Here is a 25135-nt window from a genome sequence, read left to right as displayed (position 1 = left end):
AATTAACCACCCATGGAGAGACAATGACACTAGCCAGCGCAAGACATATTTTAGTCGATAACGAAGCCCAATGCCTTGAACTCAAGCAACGCATTGCATCAGGCGAAGACTTTGCCGACATTGCCAAACAGTATTCAAGTTGTCCGTCCGGTCAGGATGGAGGAGAGCTGGGCGAGTTTGGACCAGGCATGATGGTCCCCGAGTTCGACAAGGTGGTTTTTTCTGCACCGATCAACGAAGTACAAGGGCCAGTTCAAACTCAGTTCGGTTACCATCTGCTTGAAGTAACAAGCCGAGTAGATTAAGCCTCTTGAGCTACCGACAGTGTAACTGCATCGGTAGCTTCTCCTGTCTCAACCGGAATCTACCTTCTCTGTTTCTACCCACATAAAAGTAGTGCTATAGTCATTGCGCATCCAACTAAAACATAAGGATTGAGTGATGATCTTATACGGCTCAGATACGTCTCCGTACGTCAGGCGCATTCGCATCTACTGCCTTCGCCATGACATTACCCTGGACTATCGAAAACTGGATATCTTCAGTGAAGAAGGCAGAGCAACGCTTCACCAATACAACCCGGCACGAAAACTACCGTTTCTGCTGGCTGACGATCAGGCGGTATTAGACTCAAATGTCATTGCCCGTTACTTACAACAGAAATTTTCCCTTCCCCACCTCAACTGGTCGCAGGAAAATCTCTTAACGATCCTTAATGCCTGTAACGATTCTCTGGTAGAGCTTTTACTATGCCAGCGTTCAGAGTTTGATACCAACGAAGACAGACTATTCTTTAACCTCCAACGTGGCAGAATAGCTGAAACTCTAAAAGTATTAGATCAGCGTTGCCAGGAAAACGTATTTTTAAACTGCGAGTATCTTCAGATCAGTTTATACTGCCTGCTGGATTGGATCCGCTTCAGAGACTTGTTCGACTTAACTGCGTACAGTGCCCTGGAGCAGTTTTATGACCAATGGCGGTCTCTTGATGAGATACGTCTTACAGATCCCAGAGCATAAGCTCGATAACTTTGGAAATACACCATGAGTGACATCGAAATAGAATCGGAAGTAGTCAGTTTTGTCGTAACAGCGAAAGAACAGGAGCAAGTTTGGGCATTGGGCTCAGAGGATGGCGGCCTGGTTGTCGTTGACTCTAACCAGTTTGAAGAATCAGACGTGTTACTGCTGTGGGATAACGAAGAAAACGCGCAAGCACAATGTCGTGATGAATGGGCTGATTTTAAACCTATTGCTATTGGCCTGAACGAACTGCTTGACGAGTGGATTGAAGACCTGCGCGACGATAATGCACTGCTCGGCCTTAACTGGAACGATGACAACGTCTGTACAGAAATAGAGCCTGTAGGCCTTGCCCGGGCGCTATCTGAGTAATCTCGCTTAATCGGCGCACACTAAGGCAACAAGCGTGCCTTCTATTGAGCGCACATATGCCTGTGTGTGCTCTCCTTTTTGACAGGGCGGCGACAAAGGCTCAGCGCCTGCCTCAACCGCTCTGTCATAGCTTTTTGCAACATTATCACAACCCAATGTCAATTCGAACCCCAGTGCGGGCTGCTTTGGTTGGCTACGAATATAGCTTTGCTTGAACTGCGCCTGAGCGACAGGATGTGTGGCGAAAGCCAGCAGAACTTCACCTGTATCCAGTTCACCATAATCCCCGTCCTCGCTGAGACCACAGGCACTCAGACCAAATGCCTGATAATAAAAATCCAGTACCTCTTCAACGCTGTCAACGTAGATCACGGTTTTCAGAAACTGCATGGCTAATATTCGTGCTAAATAAATATAAATAAAGCATATTTTTCGTTCAGCGTAAACCGGTTTAGCAGCAGATGAAAATTAGATGGGCAGTAAAAAGGGCGCCATTTGCGCCCTTTCTCAAGCAATTACTGCTTGTTTTTTTGTTCTTTGGTAAACGCTCTGAGCTTACGTTTTTGCGACAAAGTCATTTTATTGGTACGGCCAGCGTATGGGTTATCCCCTTCGCGGAACTCAATCTTAATAGGTGTACCCATAATATTTAGCGCTTTGCGATAGTAATTCATCAGATAACGCTTATAGCTATCTGGCAGATCATGTACCTGGTTGCCATGAATCACGATGCGCGGTGGGTTATAACCCCCAGCATGCGCATATTTCAGCTTAACACGACGGCCTCGCACCAGAGGTGGCTGGTGATCGGCCTGAGCCATGTCCATGATACGTCTGAGCATTGCGGTACTGACACGCTTAGTCGCCGACTCATAGGCTTCTTCAACCGATTCAAATAAGTGACCCACGCCAGTGCCATGTAATGCTGAAATAAAATGCAGGCGCGCAAAATCGATAAAGCCAAGACGGCGATCCAATTCAGATTTAATGCGCTCTTTTACGTAGTCATCCAGACCATCCCATTTGTTCACCGCAATCACTAGAGAGCGACCCGCATTCAGTGCAAAACCCAGCAGGCTGAGATCCTGGTCAGAGATACCATCACGGGCATCGATCACCAATAAAATAACATTGGCGTCTTCAATCGCTTGTAGTGTTTTAATTACTGAAAACTTTTCTACTACATCACTGACCTTCTTACGTTTACGAACACCTGCAGTGTCGATCAGTACATAATCGCGTTCATTACGGGTCATCGGGATATAGATGGAATCCCGTGTGGTGCCCGGCATATCGTACACAATGACCCGCTCTTCACCGAGAATACGGTTGGTAAGTGTTGACTTACCAACATTAGGACGACCAATAATGGCAAGCTTAATGGGCTTGTCTTCAAAACCGGTTTTACCGTCTTCCGGGGCTTCTTCCCCTTCCAGATAAAGCTCGGTTAGCAGTTCATCGTCTTGCTCAATTTCATCTTCTTCCCCTGCCAGCTCGGCAATCACCGGGCCTAATGTGGCTTCAAGGAGTTGTGTCACGCCACGACCATGCGCTGCGGCAATATGGTATACCTCTCCCAGTGCAAGCTGGTAAAACTCAGCACAGTTAGAATCAGCATCAATACCGTCTGTTTTATTGGCAACAACAAAACTCTTCTTTTGTTGCTTGCGTAAATGCTGCGCAATGGCTTGGTCGGCTGCGGTCATGCCAGCACGGGCATCAACCAGAAACAGCACCACGTCGGCTTCTTCAATGGCCAGCAAAGACTGCTCTGCCATTTCCGTTTCGATACCTTCTTCACTGCCATCAATACCGCCGGTATCGACCACGATAAACTCATAGCCATCATAGTTTGCCTGGCCATATTTACGGTCACGTGTTAGGCCCGGAAAGTCCGCCACCAACGCGTCACGCGTGCGGGTCAGACGGTTAAATAAAGTGGATTTACCCACATTGGGTCGCCCGACGAGAGCGATCACAGGAAGCATAGACTACCTCTTTTAAAAACAACAAAAGGCTTCGCACCGCGAAGCCTTACTTCTATTTATACCGTGTAGAATGATTACGGAATTTTTACCGCACTGACTTCACCATCACGGGTGTACAGGATCAGTTTGTCGTCTACCACGATTGGCTCGACGAAAAAGCCTGAACTATCAAATTCTTCGCGAGAAACCAGTTCACCAGTTTGTTTATCTAACCAATGCAGGTTTCCTTCCTGATCTCCAACCACCAGATAGTTTCCTGCTACTGCTGGGGTAGTCAGGTACCAGCCACGTAGCGCAGACTGACTCCAGCGCTCGATACCTGACTCTCTATCTAGAGCATAGAGTACGCCCTCACTATCTACCAAATAAATGGTATTCAGTTCAATACTCAGGTCTCGGTAACTGCTATATTCCCGGTCCCAGATCACATTACCGTTGCGCACATCTAATGCCGCTAGTTTACCATTATATGCGATGGTATACACGGTACTCCCAATCACAATAGGCTTAGTATCTACATCAACCAGACGCTCAAACTCAGAAGCCCCTTTTGCGAGGGCAATATCTGAACTCCAGGCCATAAACCCGTTTTCTGCAATCAATACTGACAGTTTGCCGTTTTCTTCACCGACTAGCACACCGCCATTCGCTGATGTGGGTGAACTCAAGCCACGCAACGTCAGTGCTGGGACTTCCTGCTCAAACTGCCAACGTTCTTCACCCGTATCAGGGTGCAATGCCAGCAATTTACCTGACCCCAGATTTACGTATACCAGACCGTCTCCGGCAGCAGGTGTAGAAAGGGCTTCACCGGGGACTGACTTTCGCCACACTACATCACCGGTTTCGCGATCAAGAGCAACAACTTCGCCATGTTCTGAGCCGATATATAACTTGCCATAGGCCTGCAAAATACCACCGGATAATTTTGCACTGTCATCATCTTCCCAGGGCCAAAAAGCAGGGTCTTCACGGGTATCAATTTCCCATAGCGTATCACCACTACTGACATCCAGTGCAGCAACAAGGCCATTTCGCTCTGCCACGTACACCGTATTTTGGTAAAAAGTAGGGGTCAAACGAGAGAAATAATGCTCAACGCCATTACCCACAGACTCCTGCCAAACAACGTCCGTTTCGAACTGATTTACAATCTCTGGTAACACCAACTCTTCTTCTTCATCATCACTTGAGGAGCACCCAAGCAATGACGCCATACACAGCGCCAAAGTGGCCATAGTCAACTTCTTCATGGCTACTCCTTACAGTGCTGCTGTGCCAGCCAGGTCGTCCAGTTTAATTTGTAACAGTGGATTATTATCGCTGCCACCGGCTGTCACGGCCTTTTGATATTCATCGCGCGCGGCATCTTTTTTGCCTTGTGCTAAAAGAATATCACCTTTCACTTCAGCCAGCTGAGCAGCAAAACTTGCAGGCATTTGATTGCCTAATGTGGCCATTGCTGCACTGTAATCTTGTTGTGCTGCCTGAACACGTGCTAAGCGCAGATAAGCGGTAGCTTTTAGTTCTGGTGCTTTCACTGTGTTTGCTGCAAAGACTAGTTTTTCTTGTGCAACATCCAGTTTGCCCTGCTCTACCGCTTCTTTTGCTGCAACAAATGCCGCTAATACTGCGTAGCTAGACTCACCATTGCTTGTTAAAAACTCATCGCTTTTGGTCAGAACGTCACCACTATCAACCAATTGATTGTAGGCTTCAGAACCTGCTTCTGCGCTATCGATTTGATGCTGATTATAAGCTTTCCAACCATACAGACCGCCCAGGCCCAGCACCGCGCCGATAATCAAAGATGTTCCATTTTCGCGGAAAAATCGCTTTATTGCTTCGGCTTGTTGTTCTTCTGTTGAATAAATTTCCATTCTGACCTCTTTATTAATAGCGTAAAGCCAGTACCCAACCTTAGAGTAACCCGGCTTTACTGCGCATCAGCGCTTATTCCACCAACGTTGACAACAGGCTCATTGCCTCTGCCAGTGTCAGGGTAACTTGTTCTTTATGCTCACGGAGATACTTTACGGTTACCTTACCCTCGGCCAATTCATCTTCGCCAAAAATCAGAGCAACCTGGGCATCACTTTTGTCCGCACGTTTTAATTGTTTCTTGAAGTTGCCACCACCGGCATTGACCAGTACACGCAGACCCGGGATTTCACTGCGTAGTTGTTGCGCAATGACCGGAGCCTGAATGCTAGCCTGCTCGCCCATAGCTGCAACGAACACATCGGCATTACGGCGTAATGTGCCGATACGCTCAAGCTCTTGTAACATCAGTACAAGACGCTCCATACCCATTGCAAAGCCAACAGCCGGTGTTGCTTTACCACCGACTTGCTCCACCAAGCCATCATAACGCCCACCGGCACACACCGTACCTTGAGCGCCTAAGCTATCCGTTACCCATTCGAATACGGTGCGATTATAATAGTCCAGGCCGCGTACCAGTTTTTCATTAACCTGGTATTCGACGCCAGCAGCGTCCAAACGTTCACATAAATTTGCAAAATGTTGACGCGACTCTTCGTCCAGGTATTCAGACAGTTTTGGCGCATCAACTAAAATGGCCTGCACGTCAGGGTTTTTGCTATCCAGAACGCGTAACGGGTTGCTGTGCATACGACGTTTAGAATCTTCGTCAAGGTGTGACTCGTGCTGCTCCAGGAACGCAATGAGTGCATCACGATAGGTTGCACGCGCTTCGTTTGAGCCTAAGGAGTTGAGTTCCAGACGAACAAATTCACTGATCCCAAACTGCTGCCACAAACGGGCTGTCATCAGGATCACTTCAGCATCCATGTCAGCACTGGCTACACCAAAGGTTTCCACGCCAAACTGGTGGAACTGACGGTAGCGGCCCTTTTGCGGACGCTCGTGACGAAACATAGGCCCCATATACCACAAACGCTGTTCCTGATTATACAGCAAGCCGTTCTGGTTACCGGCTCGCACACAGACGGCTGTCCCTTCAGGGCGCAAAGTCAGGAAATCTCCATTGCGGTCTTCAAAGGTATACATTTCTTTTTCAACGATGTCAGTGACTTCGCCAATCGAGCGTTTAAACAGCTCGGTGGACTCCACGATAGGGAAGCGGATCTCCTGATATCCAAAAGATGCCACTGTGTCACGTAAGATAGATTCTACCTTCTGCCAGACTTGCGTATCACCCGGCAGACAATCGTTCATACCTCGAATTGCCTGAATTTGTTTTGCCACTGAAAATCCTAGTAATCTAATTTTTTACACGAAATGGGTGGCTATGCCTGATGGCTTAGCCATTCCTGATAAACCCGTTATTATACCCAGCTAGGCTAAAACGTAAACGCTTAGTTTGCCTAGTCTGTACCGGTTATTCGACTATCTTGACATCGATTTTGGGTTCGTTTTGTTGTTTTTCAACATAACTGCGCACCTGCTCTTCCAGCTGCTCGACGATATGATCGTTATCAATACGCAGTTTCTGGCGCTCGCCATTGATGTATAAACCCGAGCGACGGTTTGCTCCGGCCAGACCCAAATCGCTCACCAAGGCTTCACCCGGACCGTTCACCACACAGCCAATCACAGAAACAGAAATGGGCGCAGTAATATCCTCGAGGCGCTCTTCCAGCTGGTTCATCGTATTAACCACATCGAATTCCTGCCGAGAGCAGCTTGGACAAGCAATAAAGTTGATACCGCGTGAACGGATCCGCAAAGACTTCAGAATATCAAAGCCCACTTTGACCTCCTGAACAGGATCGGCCGCTAAAGATACACGCAGCGTATCACCAATCCCCTCTGCCAATAGCATTCCCAGGCCCACAGCAGATTTGACCGAGCCCGCACGCATCCCGCCAGCTTCGGTGATCCCCAGGTGCAGAGGCTGATCAATCTCTTTTGCCAGCAGACGATAGGCACCCACAGCTAAAAATACATCTGAGGCTTTAACCGAGACTTTAAACTGGTCAAAGTCGAGTCGCTGGAGGATTTCGACATGCCGCATAGCCGATTCAAGCAAAGCTTCTGGCGTCGGTTCGCCATACTTTTCCTGTAAATCACGCTCCAGTGATCCACCATTGACGCCGATACGAATGGGAATATTTTTATCCCTTGCGGCATCGACTACAGCACGAATACGCTCTTCGTTACCAATATTTCCAGGATTGATGCGCAGGCAATCCACGCCATATTCCGCTACTTTCAGGGCAATACGGTAATCAAAGTGGATATCCGCGACCAACGGAATGTCGGATTGCTCTTTGATACTCTTAAACGCTTCTGCGGCTTCCATGGTTGGCACGGATACTCGCACAATGTCTGCGCCGGCATCGGCAATCGCCCGGATCTGAGCCACAGTGGCATCTACGTCCAGGGTGTTGGTGTTGGTCATCGACTGCACGGCGATCGGTGCGCCATCCCCGATTGGGACATTACCCACATTAATGCGCGTGGATTTTCTACGTTTTATCGGTGATTCTGAAAACATGACGATTACTCTGCTAACGGTAAATTAAATTTGGCTAAACGGTTGCGCGGCAGCCCTGAAATATCCACGGCTTCGCCATCAAGTGTGATGCTCACAGCACGATGTTTGCCCAATACGACTGAAAACGGGGCTACACCACTGACGGTCATGGTATACCCTGCTTTTTTAACGCCAAACGCAACCCGTTCCTGGCTGGCGTCAAAGATCTCAACCCAGCTGTCTTCTTTAAACACCATCACTATGGTGCTCTGTGATAATTCGCTTTGTGTCTTGTCAGGCTCTGGGGCTGTTACGGGGGCTGACGAAAACTCAGTTGCAGCAGTGTTTTGTGATTCTTCCGTGTCCACCTGTGCAGCCTCGTTTTCAGGTGCAGCCGATGCCAATTGAGGTTGTGCCGCGCTGACATCACCTGACTGCACAGCTGGCTCTGCGGTAGAGTTCAACTCACCGCCCTCGCTCATATCCTCACTTGGCGTATTCTCTTGTGCGCTTTCATTTGGTGCCTCATTTGGCACACTGTTGACTGGCGCACTGACCTGAGGAATATCCAGCGCATCTCCTGGCGTGATCTCGTTTTGTGTGCTGATAGTTTGCCAGAACCAAATTGCTGAGCTACCGATAACCAGTGCCAGGACTGCGTAACTAAACCACATCAGACGATTATCATGCGCTTCTTTTTCGGTTCGACGCGAAAAGCTCTTCATCTTTCCTTTTTGCTCAGGTACGACTGGGGACTCATATAACCTTAGGGTTTCCTGTGCATCCAGGCCCAGTAAGCCACAGTAGCTTTTAATATACCCTTTCACAAAAGTTTCTGGGCCCAGCTTGTGATAGTCGTCCTGTTCCAGCTTGTTGATCTGGGATTCACTGAGCTTCAGCCGTGCGGTGATCTCCTCAAAGCTGACGCCTTTGTCGTGTCTGGCCTTTGCCAGTGTTTGTCCGAGCGACAATACGTCGCTGCTGGTATCTGTGTCTAATTCTGCTTCGTTCATAAAGTATAGTTATCTGGATCCACGATTAAGAGATGTCGTCCTGGTTTTAAGACGATACCCGGTGTCAATTTGTTCCACCGCATCAGGTCGTCAATCTGTAAATTATATTCCATTGCAATGTCGAACAGTGACTGGCCTTCACCAATAGCGTGAACGATTTTAGGGTCATTTAAATACACCACCTGGCCAATCGAGAGTTTGTCTGACTCGCGTAAATTATTCCATGCCATCAGTTTTTCTAACCTTAGGTTGTACTTCACTGACACACTAAACAGGTTTTCTCCCAACCTAATCGTATGCTGAGGGATGCTGGGAAGCATAATATCTGTGTTCAATAAGCCACCTACAACGCGATTCGATGTCCCTGCGGAAACAGGTTCATCCGGCAGTTGTGCCAACCAACTGTCTTCAGGCTCCGCCTTTGGGCGGGATGAAGACGCTGAAAATGAAATATCCTCAGGGTCAGGCTCATAAAACACCACTTTCCCTTGCTGCGTTGAAGTCACAGGCTTAACCACAGTCGAGGTCGCTTTTTGCGGTGTTGTCGCGGCGCTCACTGTAGCCTGTGCAGGTGAATTCTGGGTGAATTGCTGAGTACGCAACGAACGTGCAGGCGCTTTTATCTGCGACTGCTGAGACACAACAGAAGATAACTCTGGCACCTCAACGCGAGTGTTGGCTGCCTCCACTTTCCGGCGTACCTTGATCTTAGGCTCTGCCACTAAATGGGTCGGCGATTTATGAGTAATCTTAGTTAACTGGGCTTGACGGTATTGCTCCTTAAGACGTTCAAATTCGCTGTCTTTCAAGCGCTGTTGGATCACCAATGCAGCCTGAGGAGACTCAGGGTAAGTTTGCAATAACAAGGTGGCCGTTTCTTCCGCTTGTTGCAAATGACCTTTGCGTAACTCCAGTAGATGAGACAGCAATAACCCACGTGCCGAAACAAAACCCCGATCACCGTAGACCTGAAGTACTTCCTCTGCTCTATGCAGTTCACTCTTTGCATAGTGTAAGCCAGCCATTAATAATAAGGTCGACTGACGCTGACCATTGTGTTTCTCAGCACTACCCAGGTACTCGAGCGCTAACTCGAAATTATCCTGACGCAATGCACACAGGGCTAAGTTTTCATAGCTTTGTGCCACACGAATGTAGCTTGGGATCTCTATGGCTTTAAACAGCTGTTCCGTCGCTTCATCATATTTGCCGATACGGCATAAAAAGGTGCCATAGTTATTGAGCGTGTTTGGGTCTTTCGGCGCAAGTGCCAGTGCTTTTTGATAAGCCTGCTCAGCACGGGCATTCTCGCCTACCTGCTCGTAGTAATATGCCAGAGAATAGTGGGCTTCGGGGAGTTGCGGCGCCAATGTCAATGCGCGCTCAAGATTATACTTGGCCTGGGTGTTATTGCCGTTAGCCAGGTATTGCAGGGCCAGCGAGATGCGGGTTTTAGCCGCGTCTTCGCGACTTGCCTTGCTTTGCACGACGGGCTTATCGCTGTTGGCATAGCGGGTTTCGGTCACACAGCCACTAAGCACCACGCCCATTATCATCAGCAACCCGGCTCTAACAGCCACAGTGCGCTTTGAGACCTCAAAGGAGAAACTTTTTACCAATGAAAACATAGCTAAACTAAACACTTTAGTTAAAAGCGCGCACTGACAGGTGACAGTCGGCGCAAGGCCGCAGGCATAGCTCACCAGAGCGCTGTTGATCTATGCCCATATATTACCCGAATGCGTTCGAGTTTCACCCTTTTTTTAGCCAACCTTCACCGCTATCGCGTTGTCTTCCAGCTGCTTTTTCTTCGCCAGACGCTTGGTTCTGTCGACCACGTCTCCTACCAACTGACCACACGCGGCATCAATATCATCACCTCGGGTACGGCGCACGATACAGGTTAACCCGGCTGCCTGAAGTACTTTAGAGAAACGGTCGATACGACTGTTGCTCGAACGTCCATACTCGTTGCCCGGGAACGGGTTGAATGGGATCAGGTTGATTTTAGACGGCGTACCTTTCAATACCTGAACCAGCTCATGGGCATGGTCGGTGCTGTCGTTCACGCCTTGCAACATCACATACTCAATGGTGACGTCTTTATTGGCCTTTGAGCCATCGATATAACGACGACAGGCCGCCAGGAACTCTTCAATCGGGTACTTTTTATTGATAGGCACCAGCTCATCACGCAGCGGATTGTTTGGCGCATGCAAGGAAATCGCCAGTGCGACGTCAATTTTTTCTTTCAGGATATCCAATGCTGGTACCACGCCCGAGGTACTCAAAGTAACACGACGCTTAGACAGGCCGAATGCCCAGTCATCCATCATCAGTTCCATCGCAGGCACTACGTTATTGATGTTAAGCAACGGCTCACCCATGCCCATCATCACCACATTGGTGATGGGACGCTTAGTGCTGTCACCATCATGCAAGCCGATGTCTTTGGCTACGCGCCACACCTGGCCGATGATCTCACTGACTTTCAGGTTACGGTTAAAGCCCTGTTGGGCTGTTGAGCAGAAGGTACATTCCAGTGCACAACCCACCTGAGAAGACACACACAAAGTGGCGCGGTCTTTTTCCGGGATCCATACGGTTTCTACTTCCTGTCCGCCATCCAGCACAAGGGCGTACTTGATGGTGCCATCGCTGGCCTGCTGGCGTACCGAGATTTCCGGTGCACGGATCTCACACTCCGCCTGCAGCTTAGCGCGCAGCTTTTTATTGATGTTGCTCATATCATCGAAGTTATCGATGCCGAAGTGGTAAATCCATTTCATGACCTGATCGGCGCGAAACGGCTTTTCACCGTATGATGCAAACAACTCGCGCATCCCCTCGCGATTTAAATCAAGTAAGTTAATTTTTTTCTCAGTCGTAGTCATGAAACAACCCCAGATCAGATGACGGCCAGTGCAAATTTAATAAAACGCCGAATTGTACAAAATTTAATCGGCGCTTTCAAATCTGAATACTTTGCTAAGCCTGCTGTCTGTCGCATTCAGGCTTAGCAAAGTGCATCAGGGACGAAAAAAGGGCGCTAAGGCCCTTCTTTGATGTCACCGTGCTCGAATTAACGAGTACGTGCGCACAGCTCTTCTTCAGTGAAGAAGTAAGCGATTTCACGTGCAGCAGACTCTGGAGCGTCTGAACCGTGTACCGCATTTTCGTCGATGCTGTCAGCGTAATCAGCACGTAGCGTACCCGCTAGCGCTTCAGCTGGGTTAGTTGCACCCATGATTTCACGGTTTTTACGGATTGCGTCTTCGCCTTCAAGAACCTGAACCATTACTGGACCAGAAGTCATGAACTCAACCAAAGCACCGAAGAAAGGACGCTCTTTGTGCTCTGCGTAGAAACCTTCCGCCTTCTCTTGAGAAAGGTGGATCATTTTAGCTGCAACGATCTTCAGACCAGCAGACTCGAAACGGTTGTAGATTGCACCGATGTGGTTTTTAGCGACCGCATCAGGCTTAACGATTGAAAAAGTACGCTCTAAAGCCATCTTTTTTGCTCCAAAATGAAATTAATGAATTTATACGGGCGCGAATTATACGCGTTTTAGATGTAAAAACCTACTATTTCTGTCCCGCGATGATTTTGTGTGAAACCTGGCCTTATGGGACCGCAGATTGGGCAATTTGTCAGGGACCCCACAAAACCTGATCCAAGTCAAAAAACACCTCGGCGGCTTGCCCTATACTGCGCCGCTTTTTGATTTAACCCAATCGTCCGGTTCACTGCAATGCAGGTCGCGCAGACGATTGATTTACCCCAACAGCTGACCCGTAATCAGTTCAATGTATGAGGTTTTTGAGATGTTTGTACCTGAGCTCCTTTCACCCGCCGGTAGTTTAAAGAATATGCGTTACGCTTTTGCGTACGGTGCCGATGCCGTGTACGCCGGCCAGCCGCGCTACAGCCTGCGCGTGCGCAACAATGAATTCGATCTGGCCAACCTCGAAATTGGCATTAACGAAGCCCACCAGCAAAATAAAAAGCTGTATGTGGTGTCTAACATTGCGCCGCATAACGGCAAGGTCAAAACTTACCTGCGCGATATTGAGCCGGTTATTGCTATGCAACCGGACGCGCTGATCATGTCCGACCCGGGCCTAATTATGCTGGTGCGTGAAAAGTGGCCAGATATGCCCATTCACCTGTCTGTTCAGGCCAACGCGGTAAACTATGCAGCGGTGCAGTTTTGGGCAAAGCAAGGCATAGAGCGGGTGATCCTGTCGCGGGAGCTGTCGCTGGAAGAAATTGCCGAGATCCGCACTTTGTGTCCGGATACTGAGCTGGAAGTGTTCGTGCATGGTGCGCTGTGTATGGCCTACTCAGGGCGCTGTCTGCTCTCTGGCTACATCAATAAGCGCGACCCGAACCAGGGCACCTGCACCAATGCCTGTCGCTGGAGCTACGACGTTAAACCGGGAGAAGAAAACGCCACAGGCGATGTGGTGCACAAAATTGACCCGCAACAGGTGATCCCAACGCTCGGCGACGGGCAACCGACCGATCAGGTGTTTATGCTCGAAGAACAAGGCCGCCCGGGTGAGTATATGCCGGCCTTTGAAGATGAGCATGGCACTTACATTATGAATTCCAAAGACCTGCGTGCCGTACAATACGTGGATCAGCTGACCAAGATGGGCGTGCACAGCCTGAAAATTGAAGGCCGGACTAAGTCTTTTTACTATGTTGCCAGAACTGCGCAGGTTTATCGCCGTGCCATTGACGATGCCGTCGCCGGTAAACCCTTCGATCCCTCACTGATGCGGACGCTGGAAAACCTGGCGCACCGAGGCTACACCGAAGGCTTCCTCAAGCGTCATGCCCATCAGGAATACCAGAACTATGAGTACGGTCATTCCGTATCTGATCAACAACAGTTTGTTGGTGAAATTTTGGGTCGCCACGACAATGGCCTGGTGGAAATTGATGTCAAAAACAAGTTCTGTACCGGCCACAGCCTGGAGTTGATGACCCCACAGGGTAATATCAGCTTTAACCTTGAGCACATGGAGAACAAAAAAGGCGAGCAGATCAGCGATGCCAAAGGCTCAGGACACATTGTTAAGATCCCACTGCCCGAAGACATTGACCTGAGCCACGCTATTTTGATGCGTAATCTGGGCGCACAGGAAGACACCCGCAATCCGTTTAAAAAAGCCTGAACCGGCCAGAGCGGAGCGTAAACTATGGCGTTACTGATCAATAGTAAATGTATTAACTGCGATATGTGCGACCCGGAATGCCCCAATCAGGCAATCTATATGGGTGAGAAAATCTATGAGATAGACCCGGATAAGTGCACAGAATGTGTCGGCCACTACGACCAGCCAACCTGTGTCAGTGTCTGCCCGATTGACTGTATTAAACCAGACCCCGCACACCGCGAGAGCCTGGATACGCTGGCTGAGAAGTTTCTCAAACTCACAGGCCAGAGCTAGTCTCTGTTTAAAGCGCCCACGGGCGCTTTTTCTGTTTATTATTATCCGGATATCATCTATATAAAGTAAACTTCAACTCGACTCTCCAACGTATCATTCCCTTGTAAACCTGCCACAGTTCGATTGCAAAACCCTTGGGCTGTGCCAGACTTGTTAAGGCGTCTAACTTTTAAACAGGGAGTCTCTATGCCTGGCTGCAAAACTTGTCGTTGCCACACCGATTACAAAATGGACATCACTATGGCCATGCAACCAATCGTGGACCTGCGCACCCGACAAGTCTATGCCTATGAAGCACTAGTCAGAGGCACTCAGGGGCAGTCGGCCGGACAGGTACTCGCTCAGGTCACAGAAGACAACAAATATTATTTCGACCAGCTGTGTCGCACCACCGCCATTGAAATGATGGCCGGACTCAGCGATACCGCTAAGCTGTCGATCAACTTTTTACCCAACGCCATTTACGACCCCCAAACCTGCTTGCGCAAAACCCTCGAAGCCGCCGATAAATTCAACCTGGCAAAGGAACGTATTATTTTTGAGGTCTCTGAACAGGAGCACCTCACCGACTCCGACAAACTCATCGACATCGCCAATACGTATAACAACAATGGTCTCAAGGTAGCGTTAGACGATTTTGGTGCCGGTTACGCGGGTATAGAAGTGCTGCATCGCTTCCAGCCCGATATCATTAAGCTCGATATTTCACTGATAAACGGCATTGCACTGGACCCGGTCAAACAGGCCATTGTCGACGGTATTTGCCTGATGACACGCCGACTGGACATAGATTTGGTAGTCGAAGGGGTTGAAACCCAGGCGGATTACCACTGTCTGTGCGATTTAGGCGTTTATTTAATGCAGGGCTATCTGTTTGCCAAACCTGTGATTGCAACTCTGCCCACCCCCAGCTTTCCCGCGGAGCCTGCCGAGCACCCCGAGTAAGGACAACCACCATGGAATCCAACAGTTTTGAGTCATTTTTTCATGACGCCTATATGCCACACGGGCACTGTTATTTATGGCAACCCCACCTGCTGTGGGGCAATGTTATCTCGGATTTACTCATTGCCACCGCCTACTTCTCTATCCCCATTGCCATTATGATATTTGCCAAAAAACGGCCCGATGTCGGCGGACACTGGCTGTTTGTGTTGTTTTCAAGCTTTATCTTGTTGTGTGGACTGACTCATTTGATAGGGATTTACACCGTCTGGCAAGGTGCCTATGGCATGCATGCGCTGGCCAAAATGGCCACCGCTCTGGTCTCAATCACCACAGCGGTGTACATGTTCCGCCTGATTCCCAGCGCCATTGCCATTCCCACCCCGAATCAATTTCAGGGGGTGTCACGCAAACTCGACAAGGTCACACAGGAAAAACACCAGCTGGATTCAAAGCTGGCTGAGCATGAGCTAACCCACTTTATTCTCAACACCCTGCCCGCCAGTATCGTGGTACTCGATAACACCTTTAAAATCACTCAATGCAACCCGCACTTTCTTAGGACCTTGGATCTTTGCGACACCCAACTCAATGGCCAGTCTCTGAACGGGCTGATTGAATTCAGCGACCCCTTTACCACCATAGATACGCTGGCACACAAACTGAGCAATGCCGAATCGGCGGAGCTGTCAACTCTATGCCATGTTACGACACAAGCCAATTCCACCATTCCAATGGAAATGAAGCTGGTTAAGGCCCAGTTTGAAGGACAAAGTGTGGTGCTAGCGCTGTTTAATAACCTAAGTACGCTTAAAAACACCGAGCGAGCACTCAAAGAGTCAGATAAAAAAATGCGCCGCGCCATCAATGCCACTGCTGACGGCATCTGGGAGTGGAATGTTGTCACTGGTGAGGTCAGTTACTCGCCTCGCCTTATGGCGATGATAGGCAAAGCCAATATAGAGCATCCTGGTTATGAGGACTGGTTTGAACATATTCACCCTGAGCACCGTCAGCGTGTAGAACAAGCCATTGAACAGCACTTTAAAAGTAAGGAACAATACCAGGTGGAGTATCAGGGCCGCAACGAACACGGCGAGTACAGTTGGTTTATGGCAGTAGGTAATAGCCAGTTTGATGAGCAGGGCAAACCTCTGCTGATGTCTGGCGCGCTGCGCAACATAGACTCCAGCAAAATGCTGGAGCGTAAAGTCAGTGAAAAAACCAACATCTTAAACGCAATCTATAATGGCGCCAGCCAGGCCATCTGGCTATTGCAGGTAGAAGAAGACGGCGATTTTACTTTCCTGGAATTTAATCCCACCGCCTGCCAGCGTGCATCCATCAAGCTTGAGGACATTCAGTTCAAACGTTTGTCCGAGTTGCGCGGAAAAATGTTTGACGACCAAATTCTCAACCATATTCAGGATAACTACCAGACCTGCTGCGAGCTCAAAAAGCCGTTGGAGTATATCGAAATGCTGCCAACCCATGGTCAGGAATTATGGTATCAAACAACATTGTATCCTTTGCTCGATAGTCACGGTAACGTGAAGCAACTGGTTGGAACCGCTATTGACATCACAGCTCGGAAATACGCGGAGGCCGAATTACGAGACAGCCAACAATTTTTGCAACGCATCATAGACTCTGCCGTCTGCGGTTTGTACTTGTTTGATCTGACACAGCAGACCAACGTGAAAATAAACCGCAGATACACACATCTGCTCGGGTATACACTGCAGGAACTGGAAAACTGCAATCTGATGGAGCTGTTTCACCCACAGGAGCGCCCCTTGTTAGATGCTCATATGAAAGAAGTCGTTAGCAGTCAGAGCGGTGATTTAATCCCATTAAAGTACCGCTTCAAGCATAAGCAGGGACACTGGGTCTGGTGTTATTCGCTGGATACAATAGTCACCCGAGATGAGCAGGGTAACCCGGAGCTGATGTTGGGGACGTTTGTCGATATCACGGAACAAACCAACCTGCTGCGTGAATTACAGGAATCCAATGCCAGCCTCGAGCATTTTGCCTTCATTGCCTCTCATGACTTACAGGAGCCACTGCGTAAAATCTCCGCCTTTTCCGACAGCTTGTCATTACGACTGGCTCCAGCCCTGAAAGAGGACGATAAAGCCTGCTTTGAAATGGACAGGCTACTGGATGCAACGCAGCGCATGCGCACCATGATCCAGGACCTACTCAAGCTTTCCAGACTAAATGCGCACCAATTAAAACTAACCCGAGTATCACTCAATAGCCTGATTACTGAAGCGTGCGATCAACTGAGCTTTATAATTGAGGAAAGTCACGCCCAAATAGAATGTGATAACCCGGATTGCGAACTGGAAGTGGATGCCTCTTTGTTTATTCAAGTCTGGCAGAACCTGATTGCTAACAGTATTAAGTTCTGTGCCGACGACAAGGCACCCTGCGTGCGGATCACTATCCAGCGTGAGGGCACGACGCTAATGTTGCACTATCAAGACAATGGTATCGGTGTACCTGAGCAGTTCAGGCAACAGATTTTTGAACCCTTCAGACGTTTACATGGCGACAGCCACAAAGGCAGCGGGATTGGTCTATCCTTATGTAAGAAGATAGTTGACCTGCATGGTGGGCAAATTACCTGTATCGACAGCGAACACGCTGGTGCACACTTTGTAATCACGCTAAAACAACGGGAGCTATGATGGAAATCGTATTGGTTGAAGACGACCCGGATGACATTTATTTCTTTCGGCAAGCTTGTGCAGAACTTCCTCAGGAGCCCAAAGTCACCGTGTTAAACAACGGCATTGAGTTTATCTCTCATGTGCAGCAAAGCGATAACCAAATGCCCGTTTACCTGCTGGATTTAAACATGCCACACAAGGGCGGGCTGGAAGCACTGGAAGAGCTGCAACAGTTGGGCTTGGTAAACTCCTTGTTGGTTATCTGCTACACCACATCGGACAGCCCCAAAGATATCGCCAAAGCCTATCACCTGGGTGCCAAATCCTATCTAACCAAACCGAACCGCCTGACAGAGCTGACCGAGCTGGTCCAAACGCTCATTAAATATTGGTTTCAATACAATCAAAAACGCAAAGGATAAGGTATGAATGCCAGGTTAATCTATTTACTCGAGGACAATCAGGATGACATCTACCTGGTGAAAGAACTGCTAAGCCAGCACCATGGTAAGCACCATTATGCCGTCAATGCCTTTGAAACCATAGAGTCGCTGCGTGATGCAGTCGCCCAGCTTAATCCCGAAGCCATTTTAATGGACCTTAACCTGCCACAAAGCCGGGGGCTGGAAACCTTGCTGCGGGTTAAAGACTTTGCCGCACACATCCCCATCATAGTGTTGACGGGCATGTCCGACGAAATGTTTGGCGAGAAAGCCATTCAGCTTGGCGCGCAGGACTATATACCAAAGCACGAGCTCAGCGCTCATTTACTCAGGCGCACCATCGTGTTTTCTAAAGAGCGTTTTGATATGCAGCGTAACCTGGAAAACCTCGTCAGCCTGGACAGACTTACCATGCTCAACAACCGCGGCGCACTGGATACACACTTACATACCCAGGTTCAGGATGCCCGGCGTTATGGTAAGCAGTTTGCCATGTTGTTTATCGACCTTGATAATTTTAAAACCATTAACGATGAGTTAGGCCATCAGGCAGGCGACCAGCTGCTCAGGCTGCTTGCGTCTAAACTCAAAATGTACAAACGCAGCTCAGATTTTGTGGCGCGCTATGGCGGCGATGAATTTGTGGTGATTGCCCCCAACATAGATAACCCTGGCCAGCTGGAACTATTTACCCGTTACAAGCATAACCTGCTGGCCGACAATTACTGCCTGCAAGATCAGCAAGGCAATATGCGCGAAGTCACACTGGATCTTAGTATCGGTGCCGTGCTGTTTCCGGATCATGGTGATGGACCAACTGAATTATTGAGTTGTGCAGATAAAACTATGTACCAGGCGAAAACTCAGTCATTACCCTTTCTGCTGGCCGAGCCAAAGCGTAACTCAGCGTAATCTCAGGGCCTGATGGCCAGTGCCCCATCAGGCCTGTCTGCAATCATATTACTGTACTTATTAGCCCTTCTGAAACACCCGACGTTCGCCCGGTTTAAACCTGGTTCAACGTCCTTTGTTGTGATACCAGTCGTCAGCCAAATTGCAAACTCAAATGAAACAAAAATGTAAACATTAAGAAACAAAAACAAATTACAGAGTAAAAACTCAAATTGTACATTTATTCAACAAGAGGATATACCTGATTGGGAACTCACCTTAATGAGGATACAACATGAAAACACTACACTACGCTTTACTGGCAGTTGGGCTTGGCAGCGCACAACTACATGCACAGGGCCAGCACCATGATGCCACGGCTTACCAGCTACCTGATGATGCACTGACGCAACATGCGCTTTCTCCGTTGCTCAACATTGACCCACAACATTTTCTGTTCAGTAACCCGTTACAACAAACAGACTGGGAAGCCCTGCTTGCAAGTCATGCTCCCCACCTGTTACCTCAGCTTGAAACTCTGCTGCACTGGGCAGGTCATGCCAGCATTAACCCTAAGCTGTTATTAGCGCTGATGGAACAACAGAGTCAGCTGCTCACCGCGCCCTCTGCCAAAGCGTTAGAACGGCCATTTGGCTCGTTAGTCTCGCAGTCCGGTTTTTCGGCGCAACTGGCAGCAATTACTACAGCACTGTCGCAACGCTATTACGCTTTTGAACAGCAGCAGGTTCAGCAATCAGAGGCATCGCATCAAGCCCCCAACACAGCCCGCTCAATCAGCCCGGCAACTTTTGCATTGAACGCGTTACTGGACGATCAAAGCGATGTTGCCAAAGTAGCCAGACGCTTCCGGCAGCTGTTCGGTGATGCTCTGCTTAACCCACAAGCACACGTACAGACCTCCAATACAGAGTCCGTGACAGTGAGTAATAATTTTTATCTTAACTTTCCCTGGCCCTCTGGCTATGCCTGGTACAGTGGTGGCGCACACTCGAATACCGGCTCAGGTTACCCCTATTCATCGCTGGACTTTAATAACAACTCAGGCGGTTGGGGGTCGAATACGCCCTGGGTCCAGGCTGCCCACGGTGGAACCGTAACCCGCTACTCACGCTGTAATATCCGCGTTACACATCCCAGCGGTTACGCCACTCAGTATTATCATATGGACGCCTTGCAATATCAGACAGGGGACGTGATTGATGCGGGTGCCTGGCTGGGTCGCTATGCCAATGACTACAACACAGCGCTGTGTCAGGGTGGCCAATCCAGTGGGCCACACCTGCATTTTTCATTGCTTTATAACGGCCGCTTCGTGTCTCTTCACAACACTTATATCAGCGGCTACCGGGTGGATGTGGGTAACTATAATTACGACGACAACTGCAATCGCTTTTACTTTGAACGCAATGGCTATCGCACCTGTGCATGGCGAGCTCTCTACCGATAAATATCCAACCAACCGAGGTGGTCAGGCCAGCAACCTGGCCACCTGCTCACAGCTTTCCTGTAAGTGCCGCGTTATGCAGCCACTCCCGCTGTTACGCTTTGCATGACCAACTCATCATCACCCTACCGGCGATCAGGTGGAATGTTCCAATACGAGATACGGATCCGGTCAGTTCCAAAAATTGAAAATAAGTACTAAACATCCTGTAAAAAATATGTATATTTAAGTTAATGGAACAACAAAAGGACAGTCGAGAAAATGATGTATTCAGACAACCAAACGCGTGGTGCTCTGTTCGTCCTGACAGACCAAAAGACCAACACGCTAAGTCAGGATTTCCTCATGTTTGTCAAAATGCTTGAGGCTTGCGGTAACAATATCAAGGTCGATACCCGCCTGCCCGTCACTGAGCAACGATCACAGTATCAGCTGTTTCTGGTCGATGTCAGTCATCGCGAATGTCGCGATTTACTCAGCGCACAGCTCAGGGCGTTGGCACAACATCACAGCGTGTTGTTATTCAATGCCTGCCCGGATACGCTGAACGAACAAACCGCCCTGCTCGCCAATGTGAAAGGTGTGCTCTATCAGGGCGCTTCACCAGAAAGTCAGTTTAAGGGCATCCAGCGCGTACTCGGGGGTGAACTCTGGTTCGGCAGAGGCGCGATTTCACTGGCATTCAGCGCTCTGATGCAGCGCCTGCCGCAAACTCTGCCTGCGCTGTCAGACGAGCAGCGTGATATTACCCTGGCCTCGCTCACCAAACGCGAAAAATCCGTGATCCGACTACTGGCCGATGGGGCTAAAAACGACGATATTGCCGACTCTCTGAACATCAGCAGTCATACCGTCAAAACCCACATCTACAGCGCATTTAAAAAGACCAACTCTCGCAATCGAATTGAGTTGGCCAACTGGGCCCAGCAACATATTCCATTTGGCGGACTGGCCAATTAACCAGCCTGCTGAGGGGAAGGTTTTGCCGCCCAGACCCCTTTTTCGAGACCCTGATGAACTAATAGCGTCAGGGCTTTTTCTATCGCCTGAGTAACACATATGTGCATAGGCTCATTTTCACTGTATCCGGCTTCGGCCTCTGCGAGCCGTTTATAACTCACGTAGCGGAAAAACCCCGCACGCATTTCTTTAGACAATACTTTTTTACTGGTGGCGACCGACAATAAGACTTGTCCGGTACGAACATCGACCGCGCGCAGATAAATACTGATGGTGTCCTCACGGTACAATTCGGAGGCACCAATACCAAAGTACTCCATGCCCATCCCACCCGTTTTTATATTGGCATCATAGCTGATGATCCCCCCTTCAAAGATCAGCTTGGCATGGGTTAACGGCGGCAGGCTGTTGGCGTTATCTTTATCCTGCATCGCGGCGCGGGTGATCTTACGCTCGGTCAGCAGGTTTTGCAGCCCCTCACGCTCTATAGGAATAAACCAGTCGGTTTCATGCAGCGCCTGCATCAGAATTGAGTTGGCTCCCTGGGTCACCGCCGTTGAAAATGAGCTGACATTTTCCTGGGGCTTGTATTGTCCGGTTTGGTCGCGAAACGAATACACAGACACCGGGATAGGTCCACGCGGCGCTGGCAATGCCTTTAATTCACTAAATACTTCAGTGGCTGCCAGCGGCTCAGCCTTAGTCATAGGCGGCGGCAATACGGGCAGCGCGCTACAGGCACTCAACAGTAATATCACACAGGTAATACTCAGATACTTCATTAACCAAACCTCGGGACTTCCAGCGTTGTAATGTCTCCCGTAAGGGTATTTGTGATCTGAACTGTAATAGAATCAGGCGTACTGGTGATCACCTGAATTTCGTAATCACCACTCATAAAAGTCGAATCTTTATCAAAAATACTGTCCTCGACCTCATCGCCAAATGCGGTGGATGTGATTTCCCGCACCATGCGATTCAGATAAGTCCGCTCCAGCGATTCCTGAAAGCGGTCGCCATAGGACTTTTCAATCACAGGTGCGCGATGCTTGTTTTGTGCCTGTGCTTTGTTTAACAGCATATTGGCATTGAGAGGGTTACCGCCAAACGATGGGTTAATGGGTTTGTAGACCAATTCAGTGGCATGCAGCGACAAACTGCATAGCGCCCCAAAGCAGCATATTATTGTTGTTTTCATTGTTACCACCCGCTTGTTGCTAAATCTGGAGAGTGTTGCTGATGCTGTGCACTGGCCATGGCGTCCATAATGGCAAACAAGGCTGCCTCAACGCGCGACTTAAGTGGTCCACCACGACGCCCCATGGCGGTGGCATACACCAGCTGGTTGTTCATAAATACCTGTAACCGGGTGCCAGCGCGCGGCAGCACGGTTTCTTTAATGGTGATATTCACACCTGCTGTCGTCGGTACATCGCGCCACAGCTGTGAAAAGTCAAAATAAAACTGATAGCCAAAACGGCTAATGCTCTGATCAATGACCAGCCCACCCAGTTCGACCTCTTCGTCGGCCCCCTGGCTATATGGTATAAAGCTGACAAGCCATACACCCAAAATAAATAGGTAAATCTTCATGGCATTTAACTTGGCCACAAAACCACTTGGTTTTGTGGCCATTGTGGTTACTGCTGAGTCACAGTCGCGACATTGTAGTCACCGACCTGAGTGATGTTGATAGTCTGGCCACTGCCGTTAACCCCACCCTCAACCAGGTTGCCAAAGCCATCCTGATTGATCTGGATATTGTTATCGCTGCCATTCACAACAAATGCACCTGAGCCCACACCGGCAACAAAGTTCGCTCCGCCAGTTTGTTCAATCGCAATGTCGTTACCATTGCCCTCAAGCATCAGATCGATAGCATTAAGCTCGCCGTTTTGGACCAGATCAAGTTGATTCAATCCGCTTTCAGTCACAGACGCCAGCGTAACTGACACGCCATTGCTGTCACCCGTTTGCGCAACATTTAGCATATTGTTATTGCTGGTCAGCGAGTTATCAGGATGCGATGATTGCAACACAACCTCATTATTATCGCCATTTTGGATAACACCCACTTCACTGCCATTACTATTAAATTTCGCAATATGTAGCTGGTTGTTGTCACCTAATTGTAAGGTGCTGTATTCATTGTCATTGCCCGCAGCGCCCAGATATGCCTGGTTATCATTACCACGTTGCTGCGCGTCAAAGTCGTTGTCATTACCTACCACATCGAAGGTTGTCTGGTTGTTATCACCCAGCTGTGCCACCGTGACATAGTTGCTATCACCGCCAAACAGAGTCGACGTCATGCGGTTATCATTGCCTTCCTGCTCCAGATCAATCCGGTTACTCTCACCTTGCAGTTCGGCCATTTCAACTCGGTTACCATTGCCTGCACTTTGCTCTACCTGCAACTCGTTATCATTACCGGCTAGCGTATCAATGGTGAATTTGTTGTAGTTACCTTCCTGAGACAAGCTCAGATCATTATCATCCCCCTGCAGGCTCGCAAGGTTTAGTTCGTTATAGGTCCCATTCTGGTCAACCTCGATGCTGTTCTGATCGCCCTGTACACGGTCAATATTCACTTCACCCCAGGTTCCTTGCTGAACAGCCGTTACCTGGTTATTGTTGCCCTGCATATCGGTATTATAGAACCAATGACCGCCACTGCTCTGTTCAACATGAATACGGTTACCATCACCAGTAATATTATTGGTCACTTCGTTGTTGATCCCCAGGTAACCAACACCTCGCTGAGTGATGTTCAGATTGTTGTCGTTACCATTGAGCTCAGTCAGTGCACCATTTTGTTCACCGTCCTGGCTGTATTCCTGCGTATTGCCATCGCCCGCAGCGGTTACTTTGGTCAAATTGCCTGTACCAGCTTGCGCAACTGTGGTGATATTACCATCGCCCGCAATAGATACTTCGCTGACATTCGACTCGCCTTCTTGCGAGCTGGTGAGGACATTGCCTGCACCATTATTGGAACGCTGGGTCACCGTCAGCGTATTTCCCGTATTATCAATCTGGATAAGCTGTGCCAACTCAGACGTTGAAGCTGCTTTTGCTTCTGTGTCGGCAGCCTGAGCTGCGCTGACACCAGATAATGCTAATGCAATTGCACAGCAGGTCAGTGATTTTGAAAATTTCACCTGGTTCTCCTTAGAGTTATTAATCGTTATTTTGCAATTTCCTTCAACTCGCATTGCTTGCCTGCTGGTGTAAAACGTATCGTATTAACGGAGGTTGCCGGCTCCTGACGTACGCAAAGACAGACGCAATACAATGTTTAACCTGGGTTACCTTCAGCTTCGCTCGCCACAACCGTCATCCGACACCGGATACCGTTATTGAGCGTGGCCGCATTCATACTCGCTTAGTCATCAAAGCCTGAGTCCGGTGCCCAGCACCTGGCTGAGCAGTG

General features: G+C 49.0%; 25 protein-coding genes. 11 read left to right on the top strand and 14 right to left on the bottom strand.

Translation table 11 applies throughout. From position 1 onward, the window contains the following. Positions 1-23 precede the first annotated feature (23 nt). The 3 genes from CWB98_RS09710 to CWB98_RS09700 all read left to right on the top strand — a co-directional run bounded on the left by CWB98_RS09710 (position 24) and on the right by CWB98_RS09700 (position 1395). Positions 24-305, top strand: coding sequence for a peptidylprolyl isomerase (locus tag CWB98_RS09710; protein WP_054015990.1), 282 nt, complete (start codon positions 24-26; stop codon positions 303-305). Positions 306-441: 136 nt separating this feature from the next. Continuing rightward, positions 442-1020 carry a glutathione S-transferase family protein gene (locus CWB98_RS09705; RefSeq protein ID WP_138544695.1) on the top strand — a complete coding sequence of 193 codons (579 nt, stop codon included), beginning with the start codon at positions 442-444 and terminating at the stop codon, positions 1018-1020. A gap of 24 nt (positions 1021-1044) precedes the next feature. Then, on the top strand, positions 1045-1395 hold the full coding sequence (locus CWB98_RS09700; protein ID WP_138544694.1) for a DUF2750 domain-containing protein: 351 nt from the start codon (positions 1045-1047) through the stop codon (positions 1393-1395). A gap of 6 nt (positions 1396-1401) precedes the next feature. On the opposite strand, the gene CWB98_RS09695 is transcribed toward CWB98_RS09700, so the two are convergent. The 10 genes from CWB98_RS09695 to ndk form a co-directional block, all read right to left on the bottom strand. Continuing rightward, entirely contained in the window at positions 1402-1785 is a 384-nt protein-coding gene (locus tag CWB98_RS09695; RefSeq protein ID WP_138544693.1) for a VOC family protein, read from the bottom strand. A gap of 125 nt (positions 1786-1910) precedes the next feature. Next, positions 1911-3383 (bottom strand): ribosome biogenesis GTPase Der, encoded by a 1473-nt coding sequence (gene der / locus CWB98_RS09690; protein WP_138544692.1) that lies wholly within the window; start codon positions 3381-3383, stop codon positions 1911-1913. Between the two features lie 74 nt (positions 3384-3457). Further along, positions 3458-4636, bottom strand: coding sequence for an outer membrane protein assembly factor BamB (gene bamB, locus CWB98_RS09685; protein ID WP_138544691.1), 1179 nt, complete (start codon positions 4634-4636; stop codon positions 3458-3460). A gap of 9 nt (positions 4637-4645) precedes the next feature. Then, complete coding sequence (locus CWB98_RS09680; protein ID WP_138544690.1) at positions 4646-5263, bottom strand: YfgM family protein; 618 nt, start codon at positions 5261-5263, stop codon at positions 4646-4648. Between the two features lie 73 nt (positions 5264-5336). Continuing rightward, entirely contained in the window at positions 5337-6614 is a 1278-nt protein-coding gene (gene hisS, locus CWB98_RS09675) for a histidine--tRNA ligase (protein ID WP_138544689.1), read from the bottom strand. Between the two features lie 133 nt (positions 6615-6747). After that, positions 6748-7866, bottom strand: coding sequence for a flavodoxin-dependent (E)-4-hydroxy-3-methylbut-2-enyl-diphosphate synthase (gene ispG, locus CWB98_RS09670; protein WP_138544688.1), 1119 nt, complete (start codon positions 7864-7866; stop codon positions 6748-6750). A gap of 5 nt (positions 7867-7871) precedes the next feature. Further along, the gene (locus CWB98_RS09665) at positions 7872-8858 is read right to left on the bottom strand and encodes a RodZ domain-containing protein (RefSeq protein ID WP_138544687.1); all 987 of its coding nucleotides are present in this window, start codon (positions 8856-8858) and stop codon (positions 7872-7874) included. Next, a complete protein-coding gene (gene pilW / locus CWB98_RS09660) occupies positions 8855-10486 on the bottom strand; it encodes a type IV pilus biogenesis/stability protein PilW (protein ID WP_138544686.1) in 1632 nt (543 codons plus the stop codon). Before pilW ends, CWB98_RS09665 begins: the two co-directional genes overlap by 4 nt. Positions 10487-10621: 135 nt before the next feature. Next, positions 10622-11752: a bifunctional tRNA (adenosine(37)-C2)-methyltransferase TrmG/ribosomal RNA large subunit methyltransferase RlmN gene (locus CWB98_RS09655; protein ID WP_010383939.1), complete on the bottom strand. Its 1131-nt coding sequence runs from the start codon at positions 11750-11752 to the stop codon at positions 10622-10624. 188 nt (positions 11753-11940) lie between these two features. Further along, the gene (gene ndk, locus CWB98_RS09650; RefSeq protein WP_010383936.1) at positions 11941-12372 is read right to left on the bottom strand and encodes a nucleoside-diphosphate kinase; all 432 of its coding nucleotides are present in this window, start codon (positions 12370-12372) and stop codon (positions 11941-11943) included. 313 nt (positions 12373-12685) lie between these two features. On the opposite strand from ndk, the gene yegQ reads away from it, so the two are divergent. The 8 genes from yegQ (at position 12686) to CWB98_RS09610 (ending at position 21702) form a co-directional block, all read left to right on the top strand. Then, positions 12686-14044, top strand: coding sequence for a tRNA 5-hydroxyuridine modification protein YegQ (gene yegQ, locus CWB98_RS09645; RefSeq protein ID WP_046005114.1), 1359 nt, complete (start codon positions 12686-12688; stop codon positions 14042-14044). Positions 14045-14068: 24 nt separating this feature from the next. After that, positions 14069-14320 carry a YfhL family 4Fe-4S dicluster ferredoxin gene (locus CWB98_RS09640; protein WP_046005076.1) on the top strand — a complete coding sequence of 84 codons (252 nt, stop codon included), beginning with the start codon at positions 14069-14071 and terminating at the stop codon, positions 14318-14320. A 186-nt stretch (positions 14321-14506) separates the two neighbouring features. After that, positions 14507-15265 (top strand): EAL domain-containing protein, encoded by a 759-nt coding sequence (locus CWB98_RS09635; RefSeq protein ID WP_138544685.1) that lies wholly within the window; start codon positions 14507-14509, stop codon positions 15263-15265. Positions 15266-15276: 11 nt separating this feature from the next. Then, positions 15277-17961, top strand: coding sequence for a PAS domain-containing protein (locus CWB98_RS09630; protein ID WP_138544684.1), 2685 nt, complete (start codon positions 15277-15279; stop codon positions 17959-17961). Then, complete coding sequence (locus CWB98_RS09625) at positions 17958-18365, top strand: response regulator (protein ID WP_138544683.1); 408 nt, start codon at positions 17958-17960, stop codon at positions 18363-18365. The genes CWB98_RS09630 and CWB98_RS09625 overlap by 4 nt, the downstream gene beginning before the upstream one ends. 3 nt (positions 18366-18368) lie before the next feature. Then, positions 18369-19298 (top strand): GGDEF domain-containing protein, encoded by a 930-nt coding sequence (locus CWB98_RS09620; protein WP_138544682.1) that lies wholly within the window; start codon positions 18369-18371, stop codon positions 19296-19298. 274 nt (positions 19299-19572) lie between these two features. Beyond that, complete coding sequence (locus CWB98_RS09615) at positions 19573-20745, top strand: M23 family metallopeptidase (protein ID WP_138544681.1); 1173 nt, start codon at positions 19573-19575, stop codon at positions 20743-20745. A 258-nt stretch (positions 20746-21003) separates the two neighbouring features. Further along, the gene (locus CWB98_RS09610; protein ID WP_054016008.1) at positions 21004-21702 is read left to right on the top strand and encodes a helix-turn-helix transcriptional regulator; all 699 of its coding nucleotides are present in this window, start codon (positions 21004-21006) and stop codon (positions 21700-21702) included. Here the strand turns inward: CWB98_RS09610 and CWB98_RS09605 are convergent. The 4 genes from CWB98_RS09605 to CWB98_RS09590 are packed head-to-tail and all read right to left on the bottom strand — an operon-like array spanning position 21699 to position 24863. Beyond that, positions 21699-22484, bottom strand: a complete 786-nt coding sequence (locus CWB98_RS09605; RefSeq protein ID WP_138544680.1) for a CsgG/HfaB family protein — start codon at positions 22482-22484, stop codon at positions 21699-21701. The two genes, CWB98_RS09610 and CWB98_RS09605, sit on opposite strands and share 4 nt — an antisense overlap. Beyond that, positions 22484-22900 (bottom strand): curli assembly protein CsgF, encoded by a 417-nt coding sequence (locus CWB98_RS09600; RefSeq protein WP_138544679.1) that lies wholly within the window; start codon positions 22898-22900, stop codon positions 22484-22486. Before CWB98_RS09600 ends, CWB98_RS09605 begins: the two co-directional genes overlap by 1 nt. Positions 22901-22902: 2 nt before the next feature. Further along, positions 22903-23337: a CsgE family curli-type amyloid fiber assembly protein gene (locus CWB98_RS09595; protein ID WP_283241202.1), complete on the bottom strand. Its 435-nt coding sequence runs from the start codon at positions 23335-23337 to the stop codon at positions 22903-22905. 5 nt (positions 23338-23342) lie between these two features. Then, on the bottom strand, positions 23343-24863 hold the full coding sequence (locus CWB98_RS09590) for a curlin (RefSeq protein WP_138544678.1): 1521 nt from the start codon (positions 24861-24863) through the stop codon (positions 23343-23345). Positions 24864-25135: the final 272 nt, after the last annotated feature.

It is taken from the genome of Pseudoalteromonas rubra, from assembly GCF_005887115.1.
GTDB lineage: Bacteria > Pseudomonadota > Gammaproteobacteria > Enterobacterales > Alteromonadaceae > Pseudoalteromonas > Pseudoalteromonas rubra_F.
Note: the sequence above shows the minus strand (reverse complement) of the source record. Positions and strands in the feature narration are given on the sequence as shown.